The 25,671-nt window shown below is 36.4% G+C and carries 20 protein-coding genes, 1 tRNA gene, 3 pseudogenes and 1 riboswitch; of the genes and pseudogenes, 18 read left to right on the forward strand and 6 right to left on the reverse strand.

The genetic code is table 11. The features are described 5' to 3' along the window. Positions 1-151: pseudogene (locus WMO42_RS07465) on the reverse strand (IS5/IS1182 family transposase); the annotation flags it as partial. Positions 152-208: 57 nt separating this feature from the next. On the opposite strand from WMO42_RS07465, the pseudogene WMO42_RS07470 reads away from it, so the two are divergent. From WMO42_RS07470 to WMO42_RS07490, 5 genes and pseudogenes are all read left to right on the forward strand, one after another. Further along, positions 209-685 (forward strand): annotated as a pseudogene (locus WMO42_RS07470) (DUF5688 family protein). Positions 686-1,031: 346 nt separating this feature from the next. After that, positions 1,032-1,427 (forward strand): hypothetical protein, encoded by a 396-nt coding sequence (locus tag WMO42_RS07475; RefSeq protein ID WP_349191927.1) that lies wholly within the window; start codon positions 1,032-1,034, stop codon positions 1,425-1,427. Positions 1,428-1,429: 2 nt separating this feature from the next. Next, entirely contained in the window at positions 1,430-2,383 is a 954-nt protein-coding gene (locus WMO42_RS07480) for an alpha/beta hydrolase (protein ID WP_349191929.1), read from the forward strand. Next, entirely contained in the window at positions 2,367-2,582 is a 216-nt protein-coding gene (locus tag WMO42_RS07485) for a hypothetical protein (RefSeq protein WP_349191930.1), read from the forward strand. Before WMO42_RS07480 ends, WMO42_RS07485 begins: the two co-directional genes overlap by 17 nt. Before the next feature lie 132 nt (positions 2,583-2,714). Then, positions 2,715-3,912 (forward strand): annotated as a pseudogene (locus tag WMO42_RS07490) (transposase). Between the two features lie 185 nt (positions 3,913-4,097). Here WMO42_RS07490 and WMO42_RS07495 read toward each other — a convergent pair. Then, positions 4,098-4,169 (reverse strand) — tRNA-Gly (locus WMO42_RS07495). A gap of 112 nt (positions 4,170-4,281) precedes the next feature. After that, positions 4,282-5,160, reverse strand: coding sequence for a DegV family protein (locus WMO42_RS07500; RefSeq protein WP_349191931.1), 879 nt, complete (start codon positions 5,158-5,160; stop codon positions 4,282-4,284). 383 nt (positions 5,161-5,543) lie between these two features. Here WMO42_RS07500 and WMO42_RS07505 point away from each other — a divergent pair, with 383 nt between their 5' ends. The 6 genes from WMO42_RS07505 to WMO42_RS07530 are packed head-to-tail and all read left to right on the forward strand — an operon-like array spanning position 5,544 to position 10,554. Continuing rightward, complete coding sequence (locus WMO42_RS07505) at positions 5,544-6,860, forward strand: MATE family efflux transporter (protein WP_349191933.1); 1,317 nt, start codon at positions 5,544-5,546, stop codon at positions 6,858-6,860. A gap of 14 nt (positions 6,861-6,874) precedes the next feature. Then, positions 6,875-7,105, forward strand: coding sequence for a hypothetical protein (locus tag WMO42_RS07510; protein WP_022502536.1), 231 nt, complete (start codon positions 6,875-6,877; stop codon positions 7,103-7,105). A 31-nt stretch (positions 7,106-7,136) separates the two neighbouring features. Then, positions 7,137-8,234 (forward strand): DUF2974 domain-containing protein, encoded by a 1,098-nt coding sequence (locus tag WMO42_RS07515; protein WP_022502537.1) that lies wholly within the window; start codon positions 7,137-7,139, stop codon positions 8,232-8,234. A 37-nt stretch (positions 8,235-8,271) separates the two neighbouring features. Continuing rightward, positions 8,272-8,442: a FeoB-associated Cys-rich membrane protein gene (locus WMO42_RS07520; RefSeq protein WP_022502538.1), complete on the forward strand. Its 171-nt coding sequence runs from the start codon at positions 8,272-8,274 to the stop codon at positions 8,440-8,442. 14 nt (positions 8,443-8,456) lie between these two features. After that, positions 8,457-9,629: a 4Fe-4S dicluster domain-containing protein gene (locus tag WMO42_RS07525; RefSeq protein WP_349191934.1), complete on the forward strand. Its 1,173-nt coding sequence runs from the start codon at positions 8,457-8,459 to the stop codon at positions 9,627-9,629. Next, on the forward strand, positions 9,613-10,554 hold the full coding sequence (locus WMO42_RS07530) for a magnesium transporter CorA family protein (protein ID WP_022502540.1): 942 nt from the start codon (positions 9,613-9,615) through the stop codon (positions 10,552-10,554). Before WMO42_RS07525 ends, WMO42_RS07530 begins: the two co-directional genes overlap by 17 nt. Positions 10,555-10,778: 224 nt before the next feature. Here the strand turns inward: WMO42_RS07530 and WMO42_RS07535 are convergent, their stop codons facing one another. Further along, the gene (locus tag WMO42_RS07535; protein ID WP_022502541.1) at positions 10,779-10,940 is read right to left on the reverse strand and encodes a hypothetical protein; all 162 of its coding nucleotides are present in this window, start codon (positions 10,938-10,940) and stop codon (positions 10,779-10,781) included. 218 nt (positions 10,941-11,158) lie between these two features. Here WMO42_RS07535 and WMO42_RS07540 point away from each other — a divergent pair, with 218 nt between their 5' ends. Both WMO42_RS07540 and nrdD read left to right on the forward strand, forming a co-directional pair. Then, the gene (locus WMO42_RS07540) at positions 11,159-12,997 is read left to right on the forward strand and encodes a GGDEF domain-containing protein (RefSeq protein WP_349153323.1); all 1,839 of its coding nucleotides are present in this window, start codon (positions 11,159-11,161) and stop codon (positions 12,995-12,997) included. 303 nt (positions 12,998-13,300) lie between these two features. Beyond that, positions 13,301-15,484 (forward strand): anaerobic ribonucleoside-triphosphate reductase, encoded by a 2,184-nt coding sequence (nrdD, locus tag WMO42_RS07545; RefSeq protein WP_055306187.1) that lies wholly within the window; start codon positions 13,301-13,303, stop codon positions 15,482-15,484. 57 nt (positions 15,485-15,541) lie between these two features. Here the strand turns inward: nrdD and thiC are convergent, their stop codons facing one another. Together thiC and WMO42_RS07555 are read right to left on the reverse strand one after the other, a co-directional pair. Next, the gene (gene thiC / locus WMO42_RS07550) at positions 15,542-16,849 is read right to left on the reverse strand and encodes a phosphomethylpyrimidine synthase ThiC (RefSeq protein ID WP_349191937.1); all 1,308 of its coding nucleotides are present in this window, start codon (positions 16,847-16,849) and stop codon (positions 15,542-15,544) included. A 193-nt stretch (positions 16,850-17,042) separates the two neighbouring features. Continuing rightward, a riboswitch (TPP riboswitch) is annotated at positions 17,043-17,152 on the reverse strand. An 83-nt stretch (positions 17,153-17,235) separates the two neighbouring features. Next, the gene (locus tag WMO42_RS07555; RefSeq protein WP_022502544.1) at positions 17,236-17,919 is read right to left on the reverse strand and encodes a phosphatase PAP2 family protein; all 684 of its coding nucleotides are present in this window, start codon (positions 17,917-17,919) and stop codon (positions 17,236-17,238) included. A gap of 273 nt (positions 17,920-18,192) precedes the next feature. Here WMO42_RS07555 and WMO42_RS07560 point away from each other — a divergent pair, with 273 nt between their 5' ends. From WMO42_RS07560 to carB, 5 genes are all read left to right on the forward strand, one after another. Further along, positions 18,193-18,867, forward strand: a complete 675-nt coding sequence (locus tag WMO42_RS07560; RefSeq protein ID WP_349191939.1) for an ATP-binding cassette domain-containing protein — start codon at positions 18,193-18,195, stop codon at positions 18,865-18,867. Beyond that, positions 18,854-19,669, forward strand: coding sequence for a hypothetical protein (locus tag WMO42_RS07565; protein ID WP_349191941.1), 816 nt, complete (start codon positions 18,854-18,856; stop codon positions 19,667-19,669). Before WMO42_RS07560 ends, WMO42_RS07565 begins: the two co-directional genes overlap by 14 nt. A 21-nt stretch (positions 19,670-19,690) precedes the next feature. Next, positions 19,691-21,166 (forward strand): sialidase family protein, encoded by a 1,476-nt coding sequence (locus WMO42_RS07570; protein WP_022502547.1) that lies wholly within the window; start codon positions 19,691-19,693, stop codon positions 21,164-21,166. A 176-nt stretch (positions 21,167-21,342) separates the two neighbouring features. After that, complete coding sequence (locus WMO42_RS07575; protein WP_022205620.1) at positions 21,343-22,416, forward strand: carbamoyl phosphate synthase small subunit; 1,074 nt, start codon at positions 21,343-21,345, stop codon at positions 22,414-22,416. A gap of 4 nt (positions 22,417-22,420) precedes the next feature. After that, complete coding sequence (gene carB / locus WMO42_RS07580; RefSeq protein WP_055174057.1) at positions 22,421-25,633, forward strand: carbamoyl-phosphate synthase large subunit; 3,213 nt, start codon at positions 22,421-22,423, stop codon at positions 25,631-25,633. Positions 25,634-25,671 lie beyond the last annotated feature (38 nt).

The following is a 25,671-nucleotide window of genomic DNA, read 5'->3' on the forward strand; positions in this document are numbered from 1 at the left end:
CCATGTTTTCTATCTTTCCAATATCATTCTTGTATTTCCTTGTTTTTGATATCTCATAATTAGCCGGCTTTATGAATACTATCTGATTATTAGCTTCAAGAAACAGATAGTTTTCCTCGCTCTCATAACCAGCATCTGCAGTTATGTTCTTATAATTGTTAATACACAGGCAAATAAAAAATTATTCAGTAATGCTCCACACTTCCCTATTACAGATGATTTGTCGGTAATGTATTACTTACAGATTGAACGTGGTGCTCCTGCAACTATTACTAATCAGATGTTAGACATATGGGGAATAGATAAAAATGATGCCGTAAATAAATTGTGGGATTATGCTTATAAGAATACTATGGAACAAAATACACCAGAATTTTTTAATATAGCAGAAAAGTTATACCCTTATATGGATAAAGATGATTTTGATACAAGCCTTTATGTGCTATCTAATAAAGACAGAACATTCGGGGTATCTTTATTGCTTTACGATAACACAGACATTTTAAAGGATTGTTTAAATAAGGTGAAGGATTAAACTGGTAATAATTGTAAAGGGCTATATGTTTTACCAAGCAGCATACACGAACTTATATTAGTTCCTGATAATGGTGATATGAATAAAAATTATATGATGCAGATAGTGCGTGAAGTTAATTCAACAGAAGTCAGACCAGATGAAATATAATGGTAAGAAATAATTGACGTTTAGCACTATGTGAGTTAGCATAGTGGTAGACAATTACTTCTTTGTATCACGCAAATCTAATTTCCGAAATTCTTCATAAAAAAGGAAATATAATTTTTCAAAAAGAAGCAAGGTGAAAAGAAGAAAATGAATTTATTTAATGCAAAACTGTGGAAAAGAAAGTGAAAAAATAAATTCCATTTTGGGGGCTAAAAAATGGAAAAATAGTTTCCCCTGATACAAAAGCCTGTTTAGAACATATATCAATTAAGAACCTTAAATATATCGTCCTGTTTTGGATATTGTAAAACTATGAGTGATTTATATGACAGAAAGAAGGTTAAATATGATAATTGAAAAGGAATATTTTGATTCAGAAGAAGTCAGGAAAGCGAATGCCATGAATGATAAGACGATGGCACCACCAAGAAGAATACGTCTTGCGACAACGGACAGTAACAAATATTATGCCAAAGCTGTATTTGTAGCCGATAAAGAAAATATAATTACCGGTGAGCTTCTTTACAGACCAGATTTTCAGGAGTCAGAAGAGGGAGTAGCATTCAGTGAGGTTGTTGTTAAGCAGACAGCAGATGTGGAAGAATATTTCAAGAATCTTATAAGGTTTGAAGGCTATAAAGTGATTCCGGAAGAATATGATGAGAGTGATATGCTTATACATTATGATGAGCTGAGCATACAGGCTAATAAGCTTTTGTTTCTTGAGAGCAGGGAGGAGTAGATATGACAGATACGCAGAATGAGGTGTTTAAGACACCATTAAACAAAATAAGGCTGTTTGAGCATGGGGCTCCGGGTTCGCAGAACCTTAAGCTTACAAGAAAATATTACACTGAAGATATGCCTGATGGAAGAGTAAAGCATATAGTGCAGAACATTACAGATCCGGATATTGTTCCTTATATACCTGATGGTATTGGTAACAGTACAGACAGACAAAGGATTCCGGCAGTATTGATTATTCCAGGAGGTGCGTTCAGACGCCTTGTATACAACTTTGAAGGTGAAGATGTTGCAAAGTGGCTTAATAGTATGGGAATAGCTGCATTTGTTCTTGAATGCAGACTTCCATCAGATGAACATGATAATGCGGAGGATGTCCCACTTATAGATGCTATGCGCGCAATGAGAGTTATAAGAGGAAGGGCGCAGGAATTCGGTATAGATGAAGCTAAGATAGGCGTTATGGGCTTTTCAGCAGGAGGCTTTATGGCAGCGTTATTATCAACAGCGTATGAAAGTGATGTGTATGCGGATTATAAGTATAAGGATGAATATGATAAACTATCAGCAAGACCAGATTTTGCTGTTTGTTCATATCCGGTTATAAGTATTGACGATTGTATTGAAGCAGGCAAAAGATATATGTCTGAGGAACAGGTGCTTGAGAGAATCAGTGACAGTAAGGCAAAGATACTGCATAAGTATAATCCGGATAAGCTTGTAAGACCGGATATGCCGCCAGTATTTATATGTGAAACGGATGATGACAGAACAACATTGTCTGAGAACAGTGTGGGCTTTTATATGGCAGCAAGAAAAGCCGGGGTAAGTGCTGAACTTCATATATTCAGAACAGGTGGCCATGGTTATGGCTGTGGTGATGATTTTGCACAGACTGGTGAGTGGAAAGTACTTTTTACAAAGTGGATTAAGAGTATTGGAATTATTAGTTAAGATGGATATAGTATACGAGGATAAAGATAAGATTATATTAAACATGCCGGTTGCTGGTGATGGAAAGTATGGTGGAAATATGGCAGTCCAGGCAGCTGAAAGGATAAAAGGCATACGTATTAAGCGTGGCTGCATAGCGTTATGTGCGGTTAGTCTTAAGGTTGATGGCAAGTTATACGAAGTGAAACCAGGATTTTAGATATAGGTATAAGATGGGGCTGTCGCACTAAGAAATTAGTGCGGTGCCCCTTCTTTTATGTTAAGGCGGTATATAATCTAAAAAATAAATCCCAGGCTTCGAAAAACCTGGGATTTATGGTAAAATATTAATATGCTATTACATAATAAATTACAAAAAGATTATACTTTAAATCAGAGTGGATATCAACTAAAACTTCCACTCGAATTAGAAACAATTATTCCTAAGAATGATTCTGTGCGGTTACTCAGTCAGTTTGTAGAGGAGATGGATTTGACTGATTTGTATTCTACTTATGATAGAATAAATTCTTTATCGCCAAGAACACTTTTGAAGATTGTTTTATACTCTTACATGAATGGCGATTATTCATCCCGTTCTATGGAATTAAACTGCAAAAGAGATATCAATTTCATGTTTCTTTTAGAAGGGCATTCTGCACCTGACCATGCAACACTTGCACGATTCAGAAGCATTCATTTTGCTCCCTTGTTCTAAGCGTATTCTCGCAGAAGTTTCAAATATTCTTTTTGATTTAGGTGAAATATCTGGTGAAACTATCTTTATTGATGGTACCAAGATTGAGGCAAATGCCAATAAATATACTTTTGTGTGGAAAAAAGCCGTTACAAAAAATCAGGCAAAACTGTTAATTAAATTAGCTGATTTTGTAGCTGAATGTGAACAACTTTATGACATAAAAATAGTTTATGGAAATGTAGTAAAAATCAAACATTTAAAGAGACTACGCAAGAAACTGTATGCTCTCAAAAATGCTGAAAATATCACATTCGTGCACGGTATAGGCAAAAGAAAAACACCATTACAAAAAAGTATCGAAACATTAGAAGAAGCTCTTTCTAAACTTAAAGAATACACTCAAAAAATACATATATGTGGGGAAAGAAACAGTTATTCAAAAACGGATAGCGATGCAACATTTATGAGAATGAAAGAGGATGCCATGGGAAATGGTCAATTAAAACCAGCATTTAATCTTCAGCAAGGTAATAACTACAAAACGCCATTAGGAGAAATAACCAAGGTATTACAAGTTGCAAAAACATTTATAAAACACAGAAAAGAGGATTTGGAACGAATCATATCTGATGAAGGGGTATTGTATCGGATGAACCGGAGCATTCAGGCCGAAGGCTCATTTGGAGACATAAAACAGGACATGCAGTTCAGAAGATACCTAAGCAAAGGGACTGAGAATGTACTCGCTGAAAGTACTCTTTTAGCAATTGCAAGAAACATAAATAAACTTCATAATAAGATTCAGAACGGGAAGACAGGAACACATTTATTTCCTTTAAAAAGTGCCTGAATTTAGAAATATCAAAATAAAAATTTTTAAAACCTGTATAGGTTTATTAAAGTACGCCAATTTTTGGAACATCCCATTCATTTTAATAAATAGTAACTTAAAAATCGTATTTTTATAGGAAAAAGAGGCTGGTACCTTAACAATTTTCAATCGTTAAAGCGACAGCCCCTTTTGTTATCTAAGAGAGCGCGAGACGGGGATCGAACCCGCGACCCCCTCCTTGGCAAGGAGGTGCTCCACCACTGAGCCACTCGCGCATATTATATTGTGTTGTTCGTTTGGTTTCTCGCGAACACAAGTGATATAATACACGCAAAAGTTAAAAGTGTCAAGCACTTTTTTGAAAAAATTTCAAAAAAATTAAAATAATTACTTTGTTGAGAAGAAAGCGACAGTAATTCCCCCAGGTCCAATATGTGTTCCGATTGTAGCTCCTACTTTTATTCTGGCCGGAACAGGAATCTTATTTTCCCATAAAGAGCTGCTGTCCTTAATGTATTTGTCGATAAGTTCTGTTGAACAGCCGGTGTAGCCAAGAAGGACAGGCATAGAATAATCAATTCCACCGTAGGTGTTGACCTGTTCAATTAAGAAGTTGTTGCCCTGCTTTGAGCCGCGGGCTTTACCTAATATGGCAACTTCACCATTATCAATTGCGATTACAGGTTTTATTTTTAATACATTTCCTAAGAAAGCGGCACTGCTTGATATTCTGCCACCTTTTTTAAGATATTCCAGAGTATCAAGAAGTGCTACAAGACGTATGCGTTTTTTCGCGGAGTTTAACTCATCAGCGATTGCTGTGGCTGACAGTCCATCATTAATAAGTTTTAAAGCATATTCAATTAGAATCTGTTCGCCTACAGTTACATTTTCGCTGTCTATAATATATATTTTCCCCTGGCTGCCGGCGTGTTCGCTTTCATAATCCTCGGCGGCTATGCAGGCACTCTGGTAAGTTCCCGATAATTTAGAAGAAAGAGTTATCACTATAACGGCATCAGAATGGGTGAGTGCAGTTTCATAGGCAGAGGTAAATGCGAAAGGACTTACCTGGCTTGTCTTAGGGAGAGTGTCGCTTTCGATGAGTTTCATATAGAACTCATCTGCTGAGAGTGTGACACCATCTTCGAATTGTTCATCTCCAAATGATATAGTCATAGGAAGAACTGTGACCTGATTGTGTAAATTTCTTGGCATATCCGATGCTGAATCTGTTATAATTGTTATCTTAGAAGCTGAATTCATAAATAATCCTCATTTCTGCGTACCATTGCTGACAGGCAGGTGCTGGTACGCAAAGCCACAAGCCTGAAAATAGTATTGCAATACAGGAAGTGTGTAAAACCCCAAAATTGAACGTGAAAATAGTATTGCAATATGGTCTGTAAATATACAGCTAAGATACATTTTCCAATTAAATCATAATAATATTATCAAATATTTTTATAATCAAAATATAACAAACGGGATTATATAACATATTACTTTGTATGTCAAACTATAATTGATTTTCTGGTTGAATTACTGTATATTAATATTGTTGTTTATGCGGCATATAAGTGTATTGAAATAACTGGAATATTCTGGTTAAGATATGGTATATGCTTACGGAAAGATGAGGAATATTAATGGACATAAGGAAGAAATTTGCTAAATATGTGTCACAGAACATATTCGGTATGCTTGGAATATCGTGTTATGTTGTTGCAGACACATTTTTTATATCTAAATTCGCAGGGGCAGACGGAATTACAGTTCTTAATCTTGTACTTCCTGTATTTAATGTTATATTTGCTGTTGGCTCAATGATAGGTGTTGGTTCGGCGATAAGATTTAAGATATTAAGAGCCAAGAATGATGAGAGGGCAGATGATTATTTTTCAAATGCAATAATGTGTGCGTGCCTGTTAAGCATAGTATTTATACTTGTGGGCCTGTTTGCACCAGATAGGCTTTTAAGGCTTATGGGTGCAGATGATACAATTACGGCACTTGGAACCTGCTATACAAGGACATTTCTTATGTTTACTCCATTTTTTATGTGTAATTACATTGTAAGTGCATATGTAAGAAATGATAATGATCCCTCAAGGGCGATGATTGCGACACTTTGTGGAAGTCTTTTTAATATAGTGTTTGATTATATATTTATGTTTCCAATGAAGCTTGGGCTGTTAGGGGCTGCGATGGCTACTGCAGCTTCACCTGTATGCAGTATATTGGTGTGCCTGACACATTTTTTTGGTAAGAATAATACGGTTGTGTTTAAATGGCACTTTCCGTCTTTAAAAATGCTCTGGGAGTCGTGTATGCTTGGAACAGCCGCATTTATTGGTGAGATAGCATCGGCGGTTACTACAACTGTATTTAATATGCTGTTACTGTCAATCACAGGAAATATCGGTATTGCAGCATATGGAGTTGTTGCTAATTATGCTTATATTGGAACAGCTATATTTAATGGTATTGCCCAGGGAACACAGCCGCTTATTAGTGAATGTTACGGCAGGGGTGACAGAAAAGATGCTGAAAGGCTGTACAGAATGAGTGCTGCTACAGCGGTTGCACTTTTTGCAGTAATATATATAATTGTATTTAGATTTACAGACCAGCTTGTTGCACTGTTTAACAGTGAGGGTGTTGAGACACTTGCTGTATATGCACATAGCGGAATGATAATATATTTTGCAGGATTTTTATTTGCAGGATTTAATATAGTATCTGCCGGATATTTTAGTGCAGTGGAGTGTGCTAAAGAATCATTTGTGGTATCATTATTAAGAGGAATTGTGCTTATGCTTATTATGTCAATCAGCCTTTCAAAGCTGTTTGGAATGACAGGAGTATGGAGCAGTTTTCCAGCAACAGAATTAATAACGGCAGTTGTATGCGTAGTATTTCTTATACTAAAGAATAACAGAATGCGAAATCATAATAATATATAGTCGGAGGATATGATATGGTTAATCCAGCATCAATTATGAAAATAATGAACTTAAAGAATAAATTTGCCGCAAACCATCCAAAGTTTGTGTCATTTATTAATTACTGCCTCAATGGTGGAATTCAGGAGGGAACAGTTATAGAGATAACTGTGACAAAGCCAGGAGAACAGCCGGTAACTTCTAATATGAAGGTTATGCAGTCTGATATAGATATTGTTAATGAACTTAAGACTTTATCCAAATAAGGTTTATTAAGCATTTGCTGGGGGTGTATATATGGGAAATATAATGGATTATCTTGACTGGCGTGGGGATATAACATTTGAACAGTCACCTTTTAATGAGGTTGATAATGTTATTCTTGCACAGCTTGCATACGTTAATTTCAGGGATATTATACCATCACCTGAGGAGAAGAGAAGCATTACATTAAAAGAAGCATCGCAGATGTTTTTTGATATGTATACAGAAAATGAACTAAAGCAGGATAAATCATTTATTAGTGAAGCTCCATTTCTTATGAAAAAAGCGGCAGCTTCCAAAAGATTTGGAAATCTGATTTTATCTAATTATGTAGATACAGTAGATGAAACCTTGGAAAAGCAGTTCGGGGCATTTCACATAAGAATAAGCCCTAAGCATACTTATGTTGTATTCAGGGGTACAGATGATACACTTGTCGGCTGGAAAGAGGATTTTAATATGAGCTTTATTATGCCTGTTCCGTCACAGGAGGCGGCGGTAGAGTATATTAATAGTACATGCCAGTACATAAGAGGAAGGCTTTATATAGGCGGACATTCCAAGGGTGGCAATCTTGCTATATATTCGGCTGTAAAATGCAGTGAGAGAGTAAGAAAAAAGATAGATTGTGTATACAATAATGATGGCCCTGGATTTGATGTGAATATGATAAAAAGTGCGAAATATCAGGCAATGTTACCGCTTATCAAAAGCATAGTCCCAGAGAATTCGATAGTAGGAATGTTACTTGAACACGATGAGGATTATATTATTGTTAAGAGTTCACAGAGCGGGCTTATGCAGCATGATGCAATGTCGTGGCAGGTGCTTGGTGCTTTTCTTGTAAAGGCTAAGAAATTAAGTGCACAGAGCAGAAGGCTTAATAAGGCATTAAGCAGCTGGATTAACAGCGTTGATAATGAACGCAGGGAGGAGTTCGTTGAAACTTTATTCGGACTTTTATATGCCAGCGGTGCTAAGAATTTGTCAGATGTGTCAGCAGACAGATTAAGAAGCACAAGGGAGGTTATACGTCAGTATGCCGGACTTGATAAGGACAGCAGAACACTTATTAAGAATATGCTTTTGTCGCTTACTGATAAGATAAGCAAGGCAAGATTTGAAAAATGATATTATAGAAATATTATAGAAGAAATGGAGATTAGATATGTCAGGAATTATTAATATTATACTTGGTGCAGTTGTACTATTTGTTGTAGTTGTATTGTTCCTGTGGGTTTCATCTAAGCACAAAGAGAGCGGACTTGGAGATACCTGTAGCGGCAATTGTTCTTCGTGCAGTGCCCATTGTTCAACTGGTTCTAAAGATAAGAAGTAAGAAAGAGAATAAATATGACTAATGAATTCAGGAAAAAGGCTGTCGAACTTGGAAAGCTAATGAATAACAAGTCTAAATTATCTGTACCGCTTGTAAAATGTATTATTGAGTGTTTTGAGATAGTATTCAGTGAGCAGGATATAGATTATATGCTTCTTATGAAGGACGGATATTACAGCAGGGATGAGCTTAAAGAATTGTGGCAGCTTGACGGTGAGGCATTTGAGAAAGTATTTACAAGCATAAGGGACAAAGGCGGAATATGGGAGAGCAGGCAGGAAGGTGTCTATGATATAACGCCGATATTTCCGGGCTGGGTTGAACTGTATGCCTCTGGACCGCTTAATGATAAGAGAAGACAGCTTCTTATTAAGTTTGCAGAATTTGAGGAGCTTCTTATAAAGCTTAATATAGCACCTGTAAGAATGTATATGAACCGTGTCAATGAGCGCAATATGCAAAGAGAGCAGGGAAGAATGTCAACGCTTATACCTGACTTTGCCAATAATCTGAGTGCTAAAAAGAGAATTATTAAGATTAATAAAAATGTAGATGCCGTGCAGGCTGTGTATACAGAGGGTGAGGTTATGGATATTCTTAACAGGAATAAAGAACATATTGCTGTTATGAACTGTTTCTGCCGCACCAAAAAGATGCTTGAGAATGGAAAATGTGACTATGATATGCCGATTGAGTCGTGTATGGCGGTTGGAAGAATGGCTGTACAGCTTGAAAAAGCTGGCGTTGCAAGACACATTTCCATAGATGAAGCCAGAAAGCTTATAGATACGCTTGAGAAAAAAGGCTGTATACATACATTATATCACTATGGCACATACTCTGGTAATGAAGAGATTGTGCTGTGCAACTGTTGTATAGACTGCTGTTTCTTATATGGAAGCTTCAGGGAGGGTGCTTTATCGCAGCTTATGATTAAGGCATTTTACAGACCACAGATAGTTGATAACGCGAAATGTACAGGCTGTAACAGGTGCGCCTGTTTCTGTCCGACCAATGCAACGTGGTATGATAAAGAGCGCGCAGAGCTTGTATATGATATAGACAGGTGCATAGGCTGTGGACAGTGTGTAACGCAGTGTCCGTCAGGTTACAGAAGTATGGTTAAAGATGAGAGAAACATTTTCGTAAAGACCAGAAAGAAGGTGGATTATGGTAGAAATCTATAAGACAGATAATAAGGTACTGCAAAAGCTTGATAATATAGAAGAAGGCTGCTGGGTTAATATGATTGACCCGACAAGCAGTGAATTATCCCTTGTATCAGGCTATTTTGAGATAGACTTAGCTGACCTTGCGACAGCACTTGATGAGGAAGAAAGTTCACGAATAAGTCTTGAAGACGGTTATACACTTATTCTTGTGGATATACCAACACCTGAGGTACGACACGAGAAAAAGATGTATACAACAATACCATTAGGTATTATATTAAAGAATGATGCAATAATAACGATATGCAGGGAAGATACACCCGTGCTTAACTATTTTGTGCGCAATAAGTTAAAAGAGTTCAGTACTAAGAAGAAAATGCGTTTTATATATGAAATGATGTTCCGCTCGGCTATGCTTTATCAGGCTTACTTACGTGGGATTGATAAGAAAAGAACTGAGATAGAAGAAAGAGTTGGCGATGATACACACGATACAGATATTATCGAGCTTCACGAATTAGAATCGACGCTTGTATACTTTGCTACATCTTTAAGGGCGAACAGCATTGTGCTTGAAAGATTGAGACGATACAAAAGACTTGAACAGTATCCGGAGGATATGGAACTGCTTGAAGATGTAACAGTCGAATACCAGCAGGCTATCGAGATGACGTCTATATACAGGGATATTATAGATGGTACAAGAGAGCTGTTGTCATCGGTTATTAATAACAGGCTTAATAATGTAATGAAAATTCTTACATCAATCACTATAGTTATGGCTATACCTACAATAATATCGGGAATATATGGAATGAATGTTGCCGGTGAGTGGATGCCTTTATCAGCAACCAGGTATGGATTTTATATAATTGTTGTAATAATATTTATTATATGTGTGTTTGTATTGTGGTTCCTTAAGAAGAAGAAAATGCTTTAAGGTGTTTAAGAAGATTTATTATATATAAAAAATATAATATACAATGGTAAAATTATATAATTTGTTTAATAAAAGCTGTGGAACAGTAATTATCTTTAAAAGTAGTCTTTATCCCGAAGTAGTCTTTATCCAAGAGTAATCTTTGCTTAAAAATAATCTTTTAAAGATAATGCTTGTCCACAGCTTTATAATTGCTAGTAATATTTGTTATTATACTTATATGCTTACTTGTAAACTTCCTGCCAGCGTGACACCATCTCTTCAGCTTCTGTCTTAGATGATACTTTTGTTACAATGACCCCGTCAAGATAAATCTCATATACCGGAAACTTCTTAGGACTGTCTCCGTGATACACCTCTACTCTGCTGAATTTCACACGCTCCATAATAAAAAACCTCCACATATTAAATTAATAATATATAATTGTTAAAACAAATTAACAATATGTTGTATTGTATCACATACATATTTAAAATAAAATACAAGATTTGCCATTGGTACTAAAGTACCAAAAAACAAATAAAATTGTTGCATATTTGTGCATTATAAACTATAATAATCGCAGGGTTATTTCGACAATTGAATTAAGGAGAAGGTTTAGATATGTATTCACAACAGAATGTTGGAATCGGGGATGACTATGTGACAGCACATAGACTGGACCGCCGGCTTGCGGTCATAGACAGATTTTATCTTACTAATGTAACGAACCGTGCCTTTAATGACTATTTTGGAAATACGTCATATGGCTGTCTTACGGAGTTCGTACATCCAGATGATAAAGAGAAGTTAATAGAGCTTATTGATTCGTTTGATGGAAGTCCTGTGGGTAAATGCTTTTTATTCAGGGACTATAAGGGGGAGTACAGACAGAATCTTATTAAGCTTTTGTCATTTGAGAATAATGATGCTCTGCGTAATATTGATATAGAGATGATCGATATAGATAGTGTTGTAGAGACTAATCGCAGGATATGTGACGATATCGCAATGGAAAGAGTAGTTATGGGACTCACAGGCGAGTATGTATTTGCGTATTCTGAGAAGACTGGGGATATTAAGATTGTAAGATATGAAGGCATTTCAAGAGAAGTAATAACTAGAATGCCTATTGATGAATGGGAAGCATATATGCTTGATGGCAGAATTCTTGAAGAGGACGTTGTTGAACTGAATAATCTGATAAGGTATATAAAGCTGTATACATCAGAGTTCAGTGTCAAGCTTACAACTAATATGAGAACATTTGGCAAAGCTATGGAAAAGGTTAAGTTCGTAGGAGCTGTATATACTAAGTATACAGGTGAGAATATGGTTATTGGAAGGATTATTCTTGCTGACGGAACTAACAGTATGGGTAATATTGTTGAGATTGCCGATGAACTTACTATGGATTCGCTTACCAAGGTGTATAATAAGAAGACTATAACAGAGTATGCACAGAAGCTTGTTAAGAAAGAGAAGATTAACAGGGTAAGCATAGTTATACTTGATGTTGATTATTTCAAGCAGGTTAATGACAGATATGGACATCTCTATGGAGATAAAGTACTTACAAGAGTAGCCAAGAAGCTTAAAGAGGTTGTTGGTGAAGATGGTGTTGTCGGACGTATAGGCGGAGATGAATTTATGATCGTCTTAAATGGAATTAATGACGATTATTCATTAAGAGGAATATTAAGAGCTATACGAACACAGGTTAAGTGGGAATTCAAGAATGATTATGAAAATTTTCAGGTCACGACATCAATAGGTGTTGCATTCAGTCCTAATAATGGACACGAATATGAAGAATTGTTTAAAAAGGCTGATTTCTGTCTTTATGTAGCAAAGGAAAAGGGCAGGGACAGGTATGTATTTTTCAGGGATGAGATACATAAAGAGTCTTATGAGAATTCTCTTAACCAGAAGGATAAGATATTTAATGACGGCAGGGAGATGCGCGAATTAAGATATCTTACAGACATTATGTTACAGTTTAACACAGACAGAAAGGGTGCTGTAAGCAATATGTTTGAACATATGATTCAGACTTACAAGGTGGACAGCATAAGCATTTATAAAGGTAAGGCTTTAAAGAGGTGTTTGACATTTGGACAGCAGCTTGAGGATGCGGAGTATCTGCCATATGTTAATACAGATGGCTTTAATAAGCTTATGGGAGATAAGAATTATATATCAGCCGATTTCGTCAACAGAAATCTGGATGTAGCTCCTGAATTTGTTGAGGAGATGAAGAAGCGGCATATATGTTCAACAATCCAGTGCTTTATTGGTGGCAGGGATGATATAAAAGGTGTTCTTACAATAGATAAGACCAAAGAAGCTTCACAGTGGGCAGAATATGAGATAGAGTGTGCTGTGATAACATCAACTTTATTGTATACAATAATAAGTGATGAAGAGCAGGATTATGTTGCAGCGATGAATATTACAGATTAAAAACAGCCCCTAATTACTATTGGCATAAGTAATTAGGGGAATTTTATATATTGCAGTATATTGTATTTATATTGTATTAAATCCACAACATATTGTGTTTGTATTGACTTGAAGATATATGTGATGTAAAATTTAAACTGCGCTATACAAGAGAACTCTTGTGTAGCGCATTATATACGATTAGGGTAGATAAAGCCCCAATATGATATATTTTATTATTAATAAATATTACGCGTAATTTTATTTGTATACTAAATGTGAATAGAAATTTATTGTCAGGTAAAAAGGGAGGGTTTACTAATTATGAAGATAATCAAACGTAGTGGATCAGAAGTTACATTTGATATTAGTAAAATAATGGCAGCAGTTGCAAAGGCAAATAAGGAGGTTGTACATAGCGAAAGACTTTCTGATGAGCAGATTGAAACAATATCTGATAATGTCGAGAGCATCTGCCAGGAGATGAACAGATCACTTAATGTTGAAGAAATTCAGGATCTTGTTGAGAACCAGATTATGAATATGAGGGCATTTGCAGTAGCCAGAAAGTATATCACATACAGATATAAGAGAGCTCTTGTAAGAAAGTCTAACTCAACAGATGAGCAGATATTAAGTCTTTTAGAGTGCAATAATGAGGAAGTAAAGCAGGAGAATTCCAATAAGAATCCTACTGTTAATAGTGTACAGAGAGATTATATGGCAGGAGAGGTAAGCAAGGATATTACTAAAAGATTTCTTCTTCCAGCAGATATTGTAGATGCACACGAGCAGGGGCTTATACATTTTCACGATGCAGATTATTTCGCACAGCATATGCACAACTGTTGTCTTGTGAACCTTGAAGATATGCTCCAGAACGGAACGGTTATAAGTGAAACAATGATTGAGAAGCCACATAGCTTTTCTACAGCCTGTAATATAGCTACACAGGCTATTGCACAGATTGCCAGCTCACAGTATGGCGGACAGAGCATTTCATTAGCACACCTTGCTCCATTTGTCCAGATAAGCAGGGAAAAGTTCATTAAACAGGTTGCAGAGGAATTCAAGGCGACTGGAATTGATGCAGGAGAAGATAAGATTAAGGAAGTCGCAGAATTAAGAGTAAGAGATGAAATTAAACGTGGTGTACAGATGATTCAGTATCAGGTCATAACACTTATGACAACTAATGGACAGGCTCCATTTGTTACTGTATTTATGTATCTTGATGAGGTTCCAGAAGGACAGACAAGAGAAGACCTTGCCCTTGTAATAGAGGAAGTTCTTAAGCAGAGAATACAGGGTGTTAAGAACGAAAAAGGTGTATGGATTACACCAGCGTTTCCTAAGCTTATATATGTGCTAGAGGAAGATAATATAAGAGAAGATTCAAAGTATTGGAACATTACACAGCTTGCCGCTAAATGTACAGCTAAGAGAATGGTTCCAGATTATATATCAGAAAAGATTATGAAGAAGCTTAAGGTTGATAAGTTTGGAGAAGGACATTGCTTCCCATGTATGGGTTGTCGTTCTTTCCTGACACCTTATAATGACCCGGAGAATGATAATAAGCCTAAATATTATGGACGTTTTAATCAGGGTGTAGTTACGCTTAACCTTGTAGATGTAGCCTGTTCATCAGGTAAGGATATGGATAAATTCTGGAAAATTCTTGATGAAAGACTTGAGCTTTGTAAGAGAGCACTTATGTGCAGACATTATAGATTAAAAGGTACTCCATCAGATGTTGCACCAATTCTCTGGCAGAATGGTGCACTTGCAAGACTTAAGAAGGGCGAAACTATTGATAAGCTTCTTTATGGTGGATATTCTACTATTTCTTTAGGGTATGCTGGTCTGTGTGAATGTACTTACTATATGAAGGGTGTTACACATACAGATCCTAATGGTACAGAATTTGCATTAAAGCTTATGACGTATTTAAGAGATACCTGCAACCGCTGGGCCAAGGAGACTAATATTGATTTCAGTCTTTACGGAACACCGCTTGAATCAACAACTTATAAGTTTGCTAAGAATCTTCAGAAAAGATTTGGCAAGATAAAAGGTGTTACGGATAAGAATTATATAACTAATAGTTACCATGTTCATGTAACAGAGAATATCAACGCATTTGACAAGCTGAAGTTCGAGGCTCAGTTCCAGGAGCTTTCACCAGGTGGTGCAATAAGCTATGTAGAAGTTCCAGATATGAATGATAATATACCAGCAGTTCTTTCTGTTATGCAGTTCATATATGACAATATTATGTATGCAGAGCTTAATACAAAGAGCGATTATTGTCAGGTATGCGGCTATACAGGACAGATACAGATTATAACTGATGATGATGGAAAGCTTATATGGGAATGTCCTAATTGTGGCAACCGTAATCAGGATAAGATGAATGTTGCAAGAAGAACATGCGGTTATATTGGAACACAGTTCTGGAATCAGGGACGTACACAGGAGATTAAGGAAAGAGTGCTTCATCTTTAATATTTAACAGTATATTAAAAGCCAGCCGGAATAATATCCGGCTGGCTTTTTGGTGTATTATTCATCAAATATACTAACGATTTCACCGTCCATAATTTTATTCATATTCTTAACGGCACAGAAATTACCGCACATAGAGCAGGTATCTTCTTTTTCTGGCTTGGCTTCCTGTCTGTAGCGTCTTGCTTTTTCTGGGTCTATGGCAGCATCAAATTGTGCATCCCAGTCAAGTACACGTCTTGCTTTATCCATCTTTAAATCCCAGTCGATTGCACCGGGAACACCTTTTGCAATATCAGCAGCGTGAGCTGCAATTCTTGCTGCAATAATTCCTTCTTTAACATCATTTAAGTCAGGAAGACGAAGATGTTCAGCAGGAGTTACATAGCAGAGGAAAGAAGCACCATATGTAGCAGCGATAGCACCACCGATAGCAGAAGTTATATGGTCATAGCCAGGTGCAATATCTGTAACAAGAGGTCCAAGTACATAGAAAGGAGCACCCTTGCATATGGTTTTTTGGATTTCCATATTAGCCTGAATCTGGTTGATTGGCATATGTCCAGGTCCTTCAATCATAACCTGAACGTCCTTTTCCCACGCACGTTTTGTAAGTTCACCTAGAGTAACAAGCTCCTCAATCTGTGATATATCAGAGGCATCCATAATACAGCCAGGCCTGCAGGCATCACCAAGACTCATAGTAACGTCATATTCACGGCATATATCAAGTACTTCGTCATAGTATTCAAAAAATGGATTTTCATTGCCTGTCATTTCCATCCACGCATAGATGATTGAACCGCCTCTTGATACAATGTTCATAAGACGTTTGTCGGCTCTGAATTTCTTAGCTGTAGCTTTGTTAATTCCACAATGGATAGTCATAAAGTCGACACCATCTTCAGCGTGCATTCTTACAATATCAAGCCATTCCTTAGCAGTAATTTCCTTAAGAGCCTTGTGATAATATACAACGGCATCATATATTGGAACAGTACCGATGATTGCTGGACATTCAGTAGTGAGCTTTCTTCTGAACTTCTGTGTGTCCCCAAATGAACTTAAATCCATTATGGCCTCAGCACCCATTTTTACTGCATTATTTACCTTATCAAGTTCCATATCAAGGTCAACACAGTCTCTTGAAGTACCAAGATTGACATTAATTTTAGTACGAAGCATAGAGCCTATTCCGTTAGGGTCAAGGCATTTGTGATTTTTGTTAGCTGGTATAATAACCTGTCCACAGGCTACGAGTTTTACAAGTTCATTAATATCCATGTGTTCTTTAGCTGCAACACATTCCATTTCTTTAGTGATAATGCCTTTTCTGGCGGCATCCATCTGTGTTGTGTATTCCATAAGTATCCTCCATTTCCACACATAATACAAAATAAAAATTCATAATAAGTATTGGTGCTTTCGTGTAATGTATTAATTAGGGAACTGACTGGAAGAATTAGGAAGATGAATATTTATACAGATTAAAAAATAGAACGTAACATAAAATTATAATATCTGCATTTAATTTAACATCATATATTTGATTAAAATGACTAGAGAATAATAATCTTCCTACGGTGGCATTATCCACATCAGGTATATGGGTCGGAACCGGATTCCCTCTCAGCCAGGCAAAAGCCTTCTGCTCCCCAGTTAATATCTTATGATTGATAGTATAACATCTGCCCGATAAAAGTCAATCTTATGTAAAGACTTTTATCGGGCAGGTTATAATAATATTATTGTTAGTCTGTTATAGACTGCTGCTGGCTTTCAGCTTCGCACTTTGCTTCTGTATTTCTTTCTGGCAGAATGTAAAGCATAAAATACATAAATGCCATAAGAACGATACCTCCGATAACATCATATACAGAGTGTTGTTTTAAGAATATTGTTGACAGGCATATAAGTATACATAATATAAGTGAAGCATTGACAATATATTTGTGCTCTTTAAGTGCCTTACACTTTGAAAGGGCAGTGTGGACGGCAATTGAATTATATACATGTATGCTTGGAAATACGTTGGTTGTCGTATCGGTAGCATAGAGTACAGCAACAAGCTTTCCAAATATATTATCAGGGATGTTATCAGGTCTTAATGTTAGACCATTAGGGTATATCATACATATAAACATAGATACCGACATACCGATAATAAGTGAAAGAGCAAATCTTATAAATTCTTTATTGTCTGCTTTCAGAACCATATATATGCATGAAGCAGCTATATAGACAAACCATAAAAGATAAGGGATTATAAATATCTCAAGGAAAGGTATATAGCTGTCGATTGTTCCGTTTAATATGTGAATTCCGGGATAATCCATAGTTATTTTATGCTCAAGATAAAAGAACCAGGGAAGATATATAAAAGCGTAAAGTGCAAAAAGTAGACGCCACCATATTTTTTTAAATGTTTTCATCATAACCTTCATTTCCAGCAGATAACCGCTATAATAAATAATATTAAGATGTTAGCATTGTTTCTAATCAAAAGCAATAGCAATTTGATTATGTGTTTACAAAGTTATAGATTTTTAATATAATATTTTGTTGTGATTTAATATTTAATAAAAAATTATTATAATAGTTAGAAAATGTTTGTAAAGTAAGTGATGGATTGGTATACAATTATGTTGTAGATGTCCGGATATATTAACGGCTGTCACTTAATTATATGATATGAATTGGAGAAAAATATGCTTAAATTAAGCCATATAAAAAAGAGCTATAAGAAGAATGAAGTTCTTACAGATATATCCTTTACATTTGAGGAGGGACAGATATATCCTATACTTGGTGGACCGGGAGCTGGAAGAACAACATTATTTGAGTGTATATGTGGAGATATATCTGTTGATGACGGAAGTATAGTTACAATTGATAAGTGTAAATATTTTTATGCGGCAAAGCAGAGTGTTCTTCCTGTATACATAACAGGTTATGAGTTTATAAGTATGCTTTGTGATATGGAGAGAGACGATCCTGAGCCAGAGGATATATTTGACAGAATTGGGTTCAGTGTTGCCAAGAGAGATGAGCTTATAGCGGATTATACATTTGAGGAGAAGAAGCTTTTACAGCTTGCCAGTATTCTTGTAATAAGACCTTATGTTGTGCTTTTTGATGAGCCACTTGATTATTGCAGTGAAGAATACATTAATAAGTTTATCGAAGTTATTAATACAATAAAAGAAGGCAGGATAATACTTATCTCAACAGGACTTCTAGAGATTTCCAAGAGGATAAGTGAGGATACGCTAGTCTTAAATAACGGAGAATTTAATCACATAGATAAAAAGACTATGGAAATTCCAGAGATAAGGAAGGCAGTTTTAGATATATTAGGGGAGACAGACAATGAGATTATTTAGGAAGCTGTTTGCTGAGAAGATTTTAAGGTTTTATGAGGGTACTAATGCAGGTATAAGATATATAAGTAATGCACCACTTATAGGCAGATGTGTTAAAGAGAATACATTTGCAGAGAATTCCAAGGCGAGATTATTTGTTGGAATTATGGCACAGTTATTTATGGTTTTATGGGAATTTATAAAGAAGTTTGCATATGTATTTATTCTTATATATATACCATATGTGCTTATAGGTCTTGAGTGTCCATTGATTAAGGCCAATCAGGAGCTTACAATTATATATATGTTTGTTATGCTTTCGGTTATATGCGGAAGTCTTTCTAACAACATATTATTTACTATAGGTGACAGGGATTACCTTATGATAAGAGTTATGTCAATAAGTCCATATATGAATTTTTTAGGAAAGCTTCTTTATAAGATGGCTACGGAATTCATATTTTATTTTATTATTCTTAATATATTCGGCGTTTCGTGGTTTCATTCGCTTATGCTCTGTATGCTTACAATATGCGTAAGACCTATAGGCGAGATGTTTGCGATTATGTCTTTTGATCATTTTATATGGGTATATGAGAATAGAAGCGTGTTTAATGGAACTGTTATGGCGGTATGTGTTTTACTTGCGTATGGTGTGCCATTTTTTGTAAGACGACTTTCCCATAGCTGGCTTTATGCAGTACATCCTTTTGTGGTGCTGGTATTTTTCCTTGCAGGAGCTGGTGCAATGTATTTCTTATGGTGGTATAAGTATTACAGAAAGATTGTCAGAGAGGCTATGCATTTAAAACACGAGAGCTGATTAGGATGATGGAGAACGAATATGAAGAAAAAGAACAGAGAAAAGTTAAGATTGATTACATTAAGGGTATGTATAGGGGTTCTTTGTGCTTTTGTTATAGCTGTATTCATACGTTCGTATTATTACAGAAGCAAGGAAAGTAATCTTGATATTAAGTCAAGGTATACTTTTACAGTGGATATAGATGCTTACGGGGATGTTATTGATGAGCAGTATCAGACAAGGGCAGCTATATATGATGATTCTAATATCATAAATACGGTGCCTGATGTATCACAGGTTAAGACAGAAACAGTGGCCAGGACGTGGCTTAATGAGTATGTTAATCAGTATATGAATGAGTATCTTCCGTATAATAAGTCAGTTAAGAGGATGACAATAGATGATATTAATGTATTGAATGAAGATGAACATACAGCGTTAATAAGTTTTTCGGTAATTCTTAAAAATGCTGCTTCTGATTATTTTCTTTCGTGGGACGGAGTTACTGATGATGACAGATTGAAATGTGAGTGGGTTGTATCTTACTATATTGATGCACATACTGACAACACTGCTACGGTGTATGTTACATCAGCATTAAGTCCGGAAGAATACGGAATAGCACAGTACAATGAGAAGGCAGCCCTGGCAGCAGATAGCGAGAACAAGACCAATGCTTCTACAGACCTGCTTGCAAGATATGTTATAAGAGATGATATATTGAGTGTAACTTATGATGATGGTGAGCATTATGCAACTGTTCCAGTAGATGTTGAAAATCTTATGTATGAAAGCGGAAGTACAAGCACGTTGAAGGATGGAAGCTATCTTATAACTACATCAAAGACTGCATTTTTATTTGGCGGCAGGATGGGAAGTTCTAAGAAAGTACCGGTAACTCTTATATATTCTGATGATAAAGGTGTTAACTGGACCAGCTGTGAACTTGATAATATATATAACGCAGAAGATTACTATGTTGATTTCTTTGATGAGAATAATGGTGTTATTGTATGTGGTTATGCCAGGACTGATAATGAAAAGGAGTCTTACAGGATATACCAGACAGCTAATGGTGGCGAGACGTGGACAACAGTTGGAAGCGGTCCTGCTAATTATATATTAAAAGGTGTTATGTATGTGGACGAAAATGTTGGATTTTTCTGTTACAATTATGCAGAAGGAATGGACGGCAATCTTTATATGACTAAAGATGGCGGCAAGACATTTTCTAAAGTGACACTTCCAGAACAGGAGCTTGACAGTACAGCTAAGTCATCAACGGCTTCAAGCACGGTAGCAGATGATGAGTTAAAATGGAATGATGTATACAAGGAAGCGTTAGTTCCTACAGTTGATGATAAAGGTATTATAACTGTATATCTTACACAGGGTTCTGATGGAACTTATAATGATGGAAAGACGGCGGCTAAGTATCAGTCATCTGATAAAGGTGATACATGGGTGTTCGTAAGGCAGCTTGAGATTACGCAGAATAATAATAAGCATAATTGACTTTTTGCTTGAATTATTATTCATTATATGATAATATTTATAGAGTTTAAGAAAAAAAGACATTTTTGTGTCTTTTTTTTTGCGCAAAAGTCAATTGAAACTATATAAAGACTATTAACAGTTGTGGTTTGCGCACTATAATCAATTTAATATACGAAAGGGAATAGGTGGCATTCATGAAAGCATTTTTAATACTTGAAGATGGAACAGTATTTAAGGGAACAAGTATTGGTTCCACTCGCGAAGTCATTAGCGAAATAGTTTTTAATACTTCGATGACAGGATATCTGGAGGTGTTAACTGATCCTTCATATGCAGGACAGGCAGTTACAATGACATATCCTCTGATTGGCAACTATGGCATATGCTATAAAGATATGGAGTCTGAAAAAGCATGGCCAGATGGATTTATTGTGAGAGAATTATCAAGGATGCCAAGTAACTTCAGAAATGAAGCTCCTATACAGAAGTTCCTTTTAGATAATGATATACCAGGTATCTGTGGAATAGATACAAGAGCCCTTACTAAGATATTAAGAGAAAAGGGTACTATGAACGGAATGATTACAACTAACGAAAACTATAATCTTGATGAAGTACTTCCTAAGATTAAGGAATACAAGGTTGCGGGAGTTGTAAGAAAGGTTACATGCAAGGAAAAGTATGTACTTAACGGAGATGGACCAAGAGTTGCACTTATGGACTTTGGTGCTAAGAAGAATATTGCTAAGTCTCTTAATGACAGAGGCTGTGAGGTTACAGTATATCCAGCGTATACTAAGGCAGAGGAAATCTTAGCTTCTAATCCAGATGGTATTATGTTATCAAATGGTCCTGGAGATCCTAAGGAATGTGTAGAGATAATAGAAGAGATAAAGAAGCTTTATGCAAGCAATGTGCCTATATTTGCCATATGTCTTGGACATCAGCTTATGTCTCTTGCGACAGGTGCTGATACACACAGATTAAAGTATGGACACAGAGGTGCTAACCACCCAGTTAAGGATCTTGCTACTGGAAAGGTATATATATCAACACAGAATCATGGTTATGTTGTAGATGAAGCAACACTTAATCCAGAGGTTGCAGAACCAGCATTTGAAAATGTTAATGATAAGACTAATGAAGGTCTATCTTATAAGGGTAAGAATATATTTACTGTACAGTTCCATCCGGAAGCTTGTGCAGGACCACAGGATACAGCGTATCTTTTTGACAGATTTATGGATATGATGAAGAAGGAGGACTAAGACAATGCCAAAGAATCCTAATATAAAGAAGGTTTTAGTAATCGGTTCAGGTCCAATCGTAATCGGACAGGCAGCAGAATTTGACTATGCAGGTACACAGGCTTGCCGTTCTCTTAAGGAAGAGGGAATAGAAGTATGCCTCGTTAACTCTAACCCAGCGACTATCATGACAGATAAGGATATTGCTGATGAAGTATATATTGAACCTCTTACTGTAGAAGCATTAAAGCAGATTATATTAAAGGAAAAGCCAGACAGCATCTTACCTACACTTGGTGGACAGGCTGGTCTTAACCTTGCTATGGAGATAGCAGAGACAGGTTTCCTTGAAGAGAATAATGTACAGCTTATAGGTACAACTGCACTTACAATTAAGAAGGCAGAAGACAGACTTATGTTCAAGGAAACTATGGAAAAGATAGGTGAACCTTGTGCACCTTCATTAGTTGTTAATGATGTTCCATCTGGTGAAGCATTTGCAGCTAAGATTGGTTATCCGGTTGTTCTTCGTCCTGCTTACACACTTGGTGGAAGCGGCGGTGGTATCGCCCATAACGTAGAAGAATTAAGAGAGATTCTTGAGAATGGTTTAAGACTTTCAAGAGTTGGTGAAGTTCTTGTTGAAAGATGTATATCTGGCTGGAAGGAAATCGAATATGAGGTAATGCGTGACAGCAACGGAACATGCATAACTATATGTAATATGGAGAATATCGATCCTGTTGGTGTACATACGGGTGATAGTATCGTAGTTGCTCCTTCACAGACACTTTCAGATAAGGAATATCAGATGCTTAGAACATCTGCCCTTAACATTATAGATGAGCTTGGTATCACAGGTGGATGTAATGTACAGTATGCACTTCATCCAGACAGCTTTGAGTATTGCGTTATCGAGGTTAACCCTCGTGTAAGCCGTTCTTCAGCACTTGCTTCTAAGGCTACAGGTTATCCTATTGCCAAGGTTGCAGCTAAGATTGCACTTGGTTATACACTTGATGAGATTAAGAATGCAGTTACAGGAAAGACATATGCAAGCTTTGAGCCAGCACTTGACTACTGTGTAGTTAAGATACCTAGACTTCCATTTGATAAGTTTATCTCTGCAAAGAGAACACTTACAACACAGATGAAGGCTACTGGTGAGGTTATGAGTATATCTGATAACTTCGAGGGTGGTCTTATGAAGGCTATACGTTCACTTGAACAGCATGTTGACAGCCTTATGTCATACGATTTTACAGGACTTACAGATGAGGAACTTTTAGAAGATCTTGCTGTAGTTGATGACAGAAGAATCTGGAAGATAGCAGAAGGCTTAAGAAGAGGCATAGAGCCAGCAGTTATGCATGACATAACAAAGATTGACAGATGGTTTATAGATAAGCTTCAGATTATCGTTGAGATGGAGAATTCTTTAAAGAAAGGTCCTCTTACAGAAGAATTATTAAGAGAGGCTAAGAGAATTGAGTTCCCTGATAATGTTATTGGAGAACTTACAGGACATACAGAAAGAGAAATAAAAGAACTTCGTGATAAGTATGATATTCACGCAGCATTTAAGATGGTTGATACTTGTGCCGCTGAGTTCGCAGCCACAACTCCGTATTACTATTCAGTATATGGCAGTGAGAATGAAGCTGCAGAGACTAAGGATAAGAAGAAAGTTCTTGTACTTGGTTCAGGTCCAATAAGAATTGGACAGGGTATTGAATTCGATTTCTGTTCAGTACATTGTACATGGGCATTTAAGAAAGAGGGTTATGAGACAATTATTATCAATAATAACCCAGAAACAGTATCAACAGACTTTGATATTGCTGATAAGCTTTACTTTGAGCCACTTACAGAAGAAGATGTTGAAAGTATTGTAGAATTCGAGAAGCCGGATGGAGCTGTAGTTCAGTTTGGTGGACAGACAGCTATCAAGCTTACAGAAGCTCTTATGAAGATGGGTGTGCCAATTCTTGGAACTAAGGCAGAAGATGTAGATGCTGCTGAGGATAGAGAGTTATTTGATGAGATTCTTGAAAAGACACAGATTCCTAGAGCAAAAGGACAGACAGTATTCACTGTTGAGGAAGCCCTTAAAGCTGCTAATGAACTTGGTTATCCTGTTCTTGTACGTCCTTCATATGTACTTGGTGGACAAGGTATGCAGATTGCTGTATCTGATGAAGATGTAGTGGAATTTATGGGAATTATCAACAGAATTAAGCAGGATCACCCAATCCTTGTAGATAAGTACCTTATGGGTAAGGAAATTGAAGTGGATGCCGTATGCGATGGCGAAGATATTCTTATTCCTGGTATTATGGAACACATTGAAAGAGCTGGTATTCATTCTGGAGATAGTATTTCAGTATATCCAGCTAAGTCAATCTCTCCAAAGATAACTGAAATGATTGCTGATTACACAGGAAGACTTGCGAGAGCACTTCATGTAAAGGGTATGATTAATATCCAGTTTATTGTATACAACGATCAGGTATATGTAATTGAAGTAAATCCACGTTCAAGCCGTACAGTACCATATATCAGCAAGGTTACTGGTATTCCTATTGTTAAGCTTGCAACTAAGGTTATTACAGGAGCTAAGATAAGAGATTTAGGTTATGAGCCAGGTCTTCAGAAGGCTGCTGATTACTATGCAATCAAGATGCCAGTATTCTCGTTCGAGAAGATCAGAGGTGCTGATATAAGCCTTGGACCAGAAATGAAGTCTACAGGTGAGTGCCTTGGTATATCTAAGAGCTTTGATGAAGCACTTTACAAGGCATTTGAGGGAGCTGGAATAAGACTTCCAAAGCATAAGCAGATTATTATGACTCTTGCAGATAAGGATAAGCAGGACGGTATTGATATAGCACAGAGATTTGAAGCACTTGGATACAAGATATATGCTTCAAGAGGTACAGCTAAGGTTCTTAAAGAAAATGGCGTACACGCTATTCAGGTTAATAAGATTGGACAGGAAGCTCCAACACTCCTTGACCTTATATTAGAGCATAAGATTGATCTTGTTATTGATACACCAGAAAATGGTATTGAGAGAGCAAAGGATGGTTTCCTTATAAGAAGATATGCTATCGAGACAGGCGTTCACTGCCTTACAAGTCTTGATACAGCTCACGCACTTATCTCAAGTCTTGAGCATGCATTTAATAATCAGGAACTTTCAATAGTAGATATTGCTACAATTGATAACAGAGGTTAATTGAATTAATGCAAATAGTATAATTATGCAGAGTGATA

Origin of the sequence: Lachnospira sp. CLA-JM-H23 (genome assembly GCF_040096425.1) — a bacterium.
Lineage (GTDB): Bacteria > Bacillota > Clostridia > Lachnospirales > Lachnospiraceae > Lachnospira > Lachnospira rogosae.

Bases quoted from the DNA above. Each gene is read 5' to 3' on its own strand.
- WMO42_RS07475 (WP_349191927.1), top strand. From the start codon at position 1,032: ATGATAATTGAAAAGGAATATTTTGATTCAGAAGAAGTCAGGAAAGCG.
- WMO42_RS07480 (WP_349191929.1), top strand. From the start codon at position 1,430: ATGACAGATACGCAGAATGAGGTGTTTAAGACACCATTAAACAAAATA.
- WMO42_RS07500 (WP_349191931.1), bottom strand. From the start codon at position 5,160: ATGAATTCAGCTTCTAAGATAACAATTATAACAGATTCAGCATCGGAT.
- WMO42_RS07505 (WP_349191933.1), top strand. From the start codon at position 5,544: ATGGACATAAGGAAGAAATTTGCTAAATATGTGTCACAGAACATATTC.
- WMO42_RS07510 (WP_022502536.1), top strand. From the start codon at position 6,875: ATGGTTAATCCAGCATCAATTATGAAAATAATGAACTTAAAGAATAAA.
- WMO42_RS07515 (WP_022502537.1), top strand. From the start codon at position 7,137: ATGGGAAATATAATGGATTATCTTGACTGGCGTGGGGATATAACATTT.
- WMO42_RS07520 (WP_022502538.1), top strand. From the start codon at position 8,272: ATGTCAGGAATTATTAATATTATACTTGGTGCAGTTGTACTATTTGTT.
- WMO42_RS07525 (WP_349191934.1), top strand. From the start codon at position 8,457: ATGACTAATGAATTCAGGAAAAAGGCTGTCGAACTTGGAAAGCTAATG.
- WMO42_RS07530 (WP_022502540.1), top strand. From the start codon at position 9,613: ATGGTAGAAATCTATAAGACAGATAATAAGGTACTGCAAAAGCTTGAT.
- WMO42_RS07535 (WP_022502541.1), bottom strand. From the start codon at position 10,940: ATGGAGCGTGTGAAATTCAGCAGAGTAGAGGTGTATCACGGAGACAGT.
- WMO42_RS07540 (WP_349153323.1), top strand. From the start codon at position 11,159: ATGTATTCACAACAGAATGTTGGAATCGGGGATGACTATGTGACAGCA.
- nrdD (WP_055306187.1), top strand. From the start codon at position 13,301: ATGAAGATAATCAAACGTAGTGGATCAGAAGTTACATTTGATATTAGT.
- thiC (WP_349191937.1), bottom strand. From the start codon at position 16,849: ATGGAATACACAACACAGATGGATGCCGCCAGAAAAGGCATTATCACT.
- WMO42_RS07555 (WP_022502544.1), bottom strand. From the start codon at position 17,919: ATGATGAAAACATTTAAAAAAATATGGTGGCGTCTACTTTTTGCACTT.
- WMO42_RS07560 (WP_349191939.1), top strand. From the start codon at position 18,193: ATGCTTAAATTAAGCCATATAAAAAAGAGCTATAAGAAGAATGAAGTT.
- WMO42_RS07565 (WP_349191941.1), top strand. From the start codon at position 18,854: ATGAGATTATTTAGGAAGCTGTTTGCTGAGAAGATTTTAAGGTTTTAT.
- WMO42_RS07570 (WP_022502547.1), top strand. From the start codon at position 19,691: ATGAAGAAAAAGAACAGAGAAAAGTTAAGATTGATTACATTAAGGGTA.
- WMO42_RS07575 (WP_022205620.1), top strand. From the start codon at position 21,343: ATGAAAGCATTTTTAATACTTGAAGATGGAACAGTATTTAAGGGAACA.
- carB (WP_055174057.1), top strand. From the start codon at position 22,421: ATGCCAAAGAATCCTAATATAAAGAAGGTTTTAGTAATCGGTTCAGGT.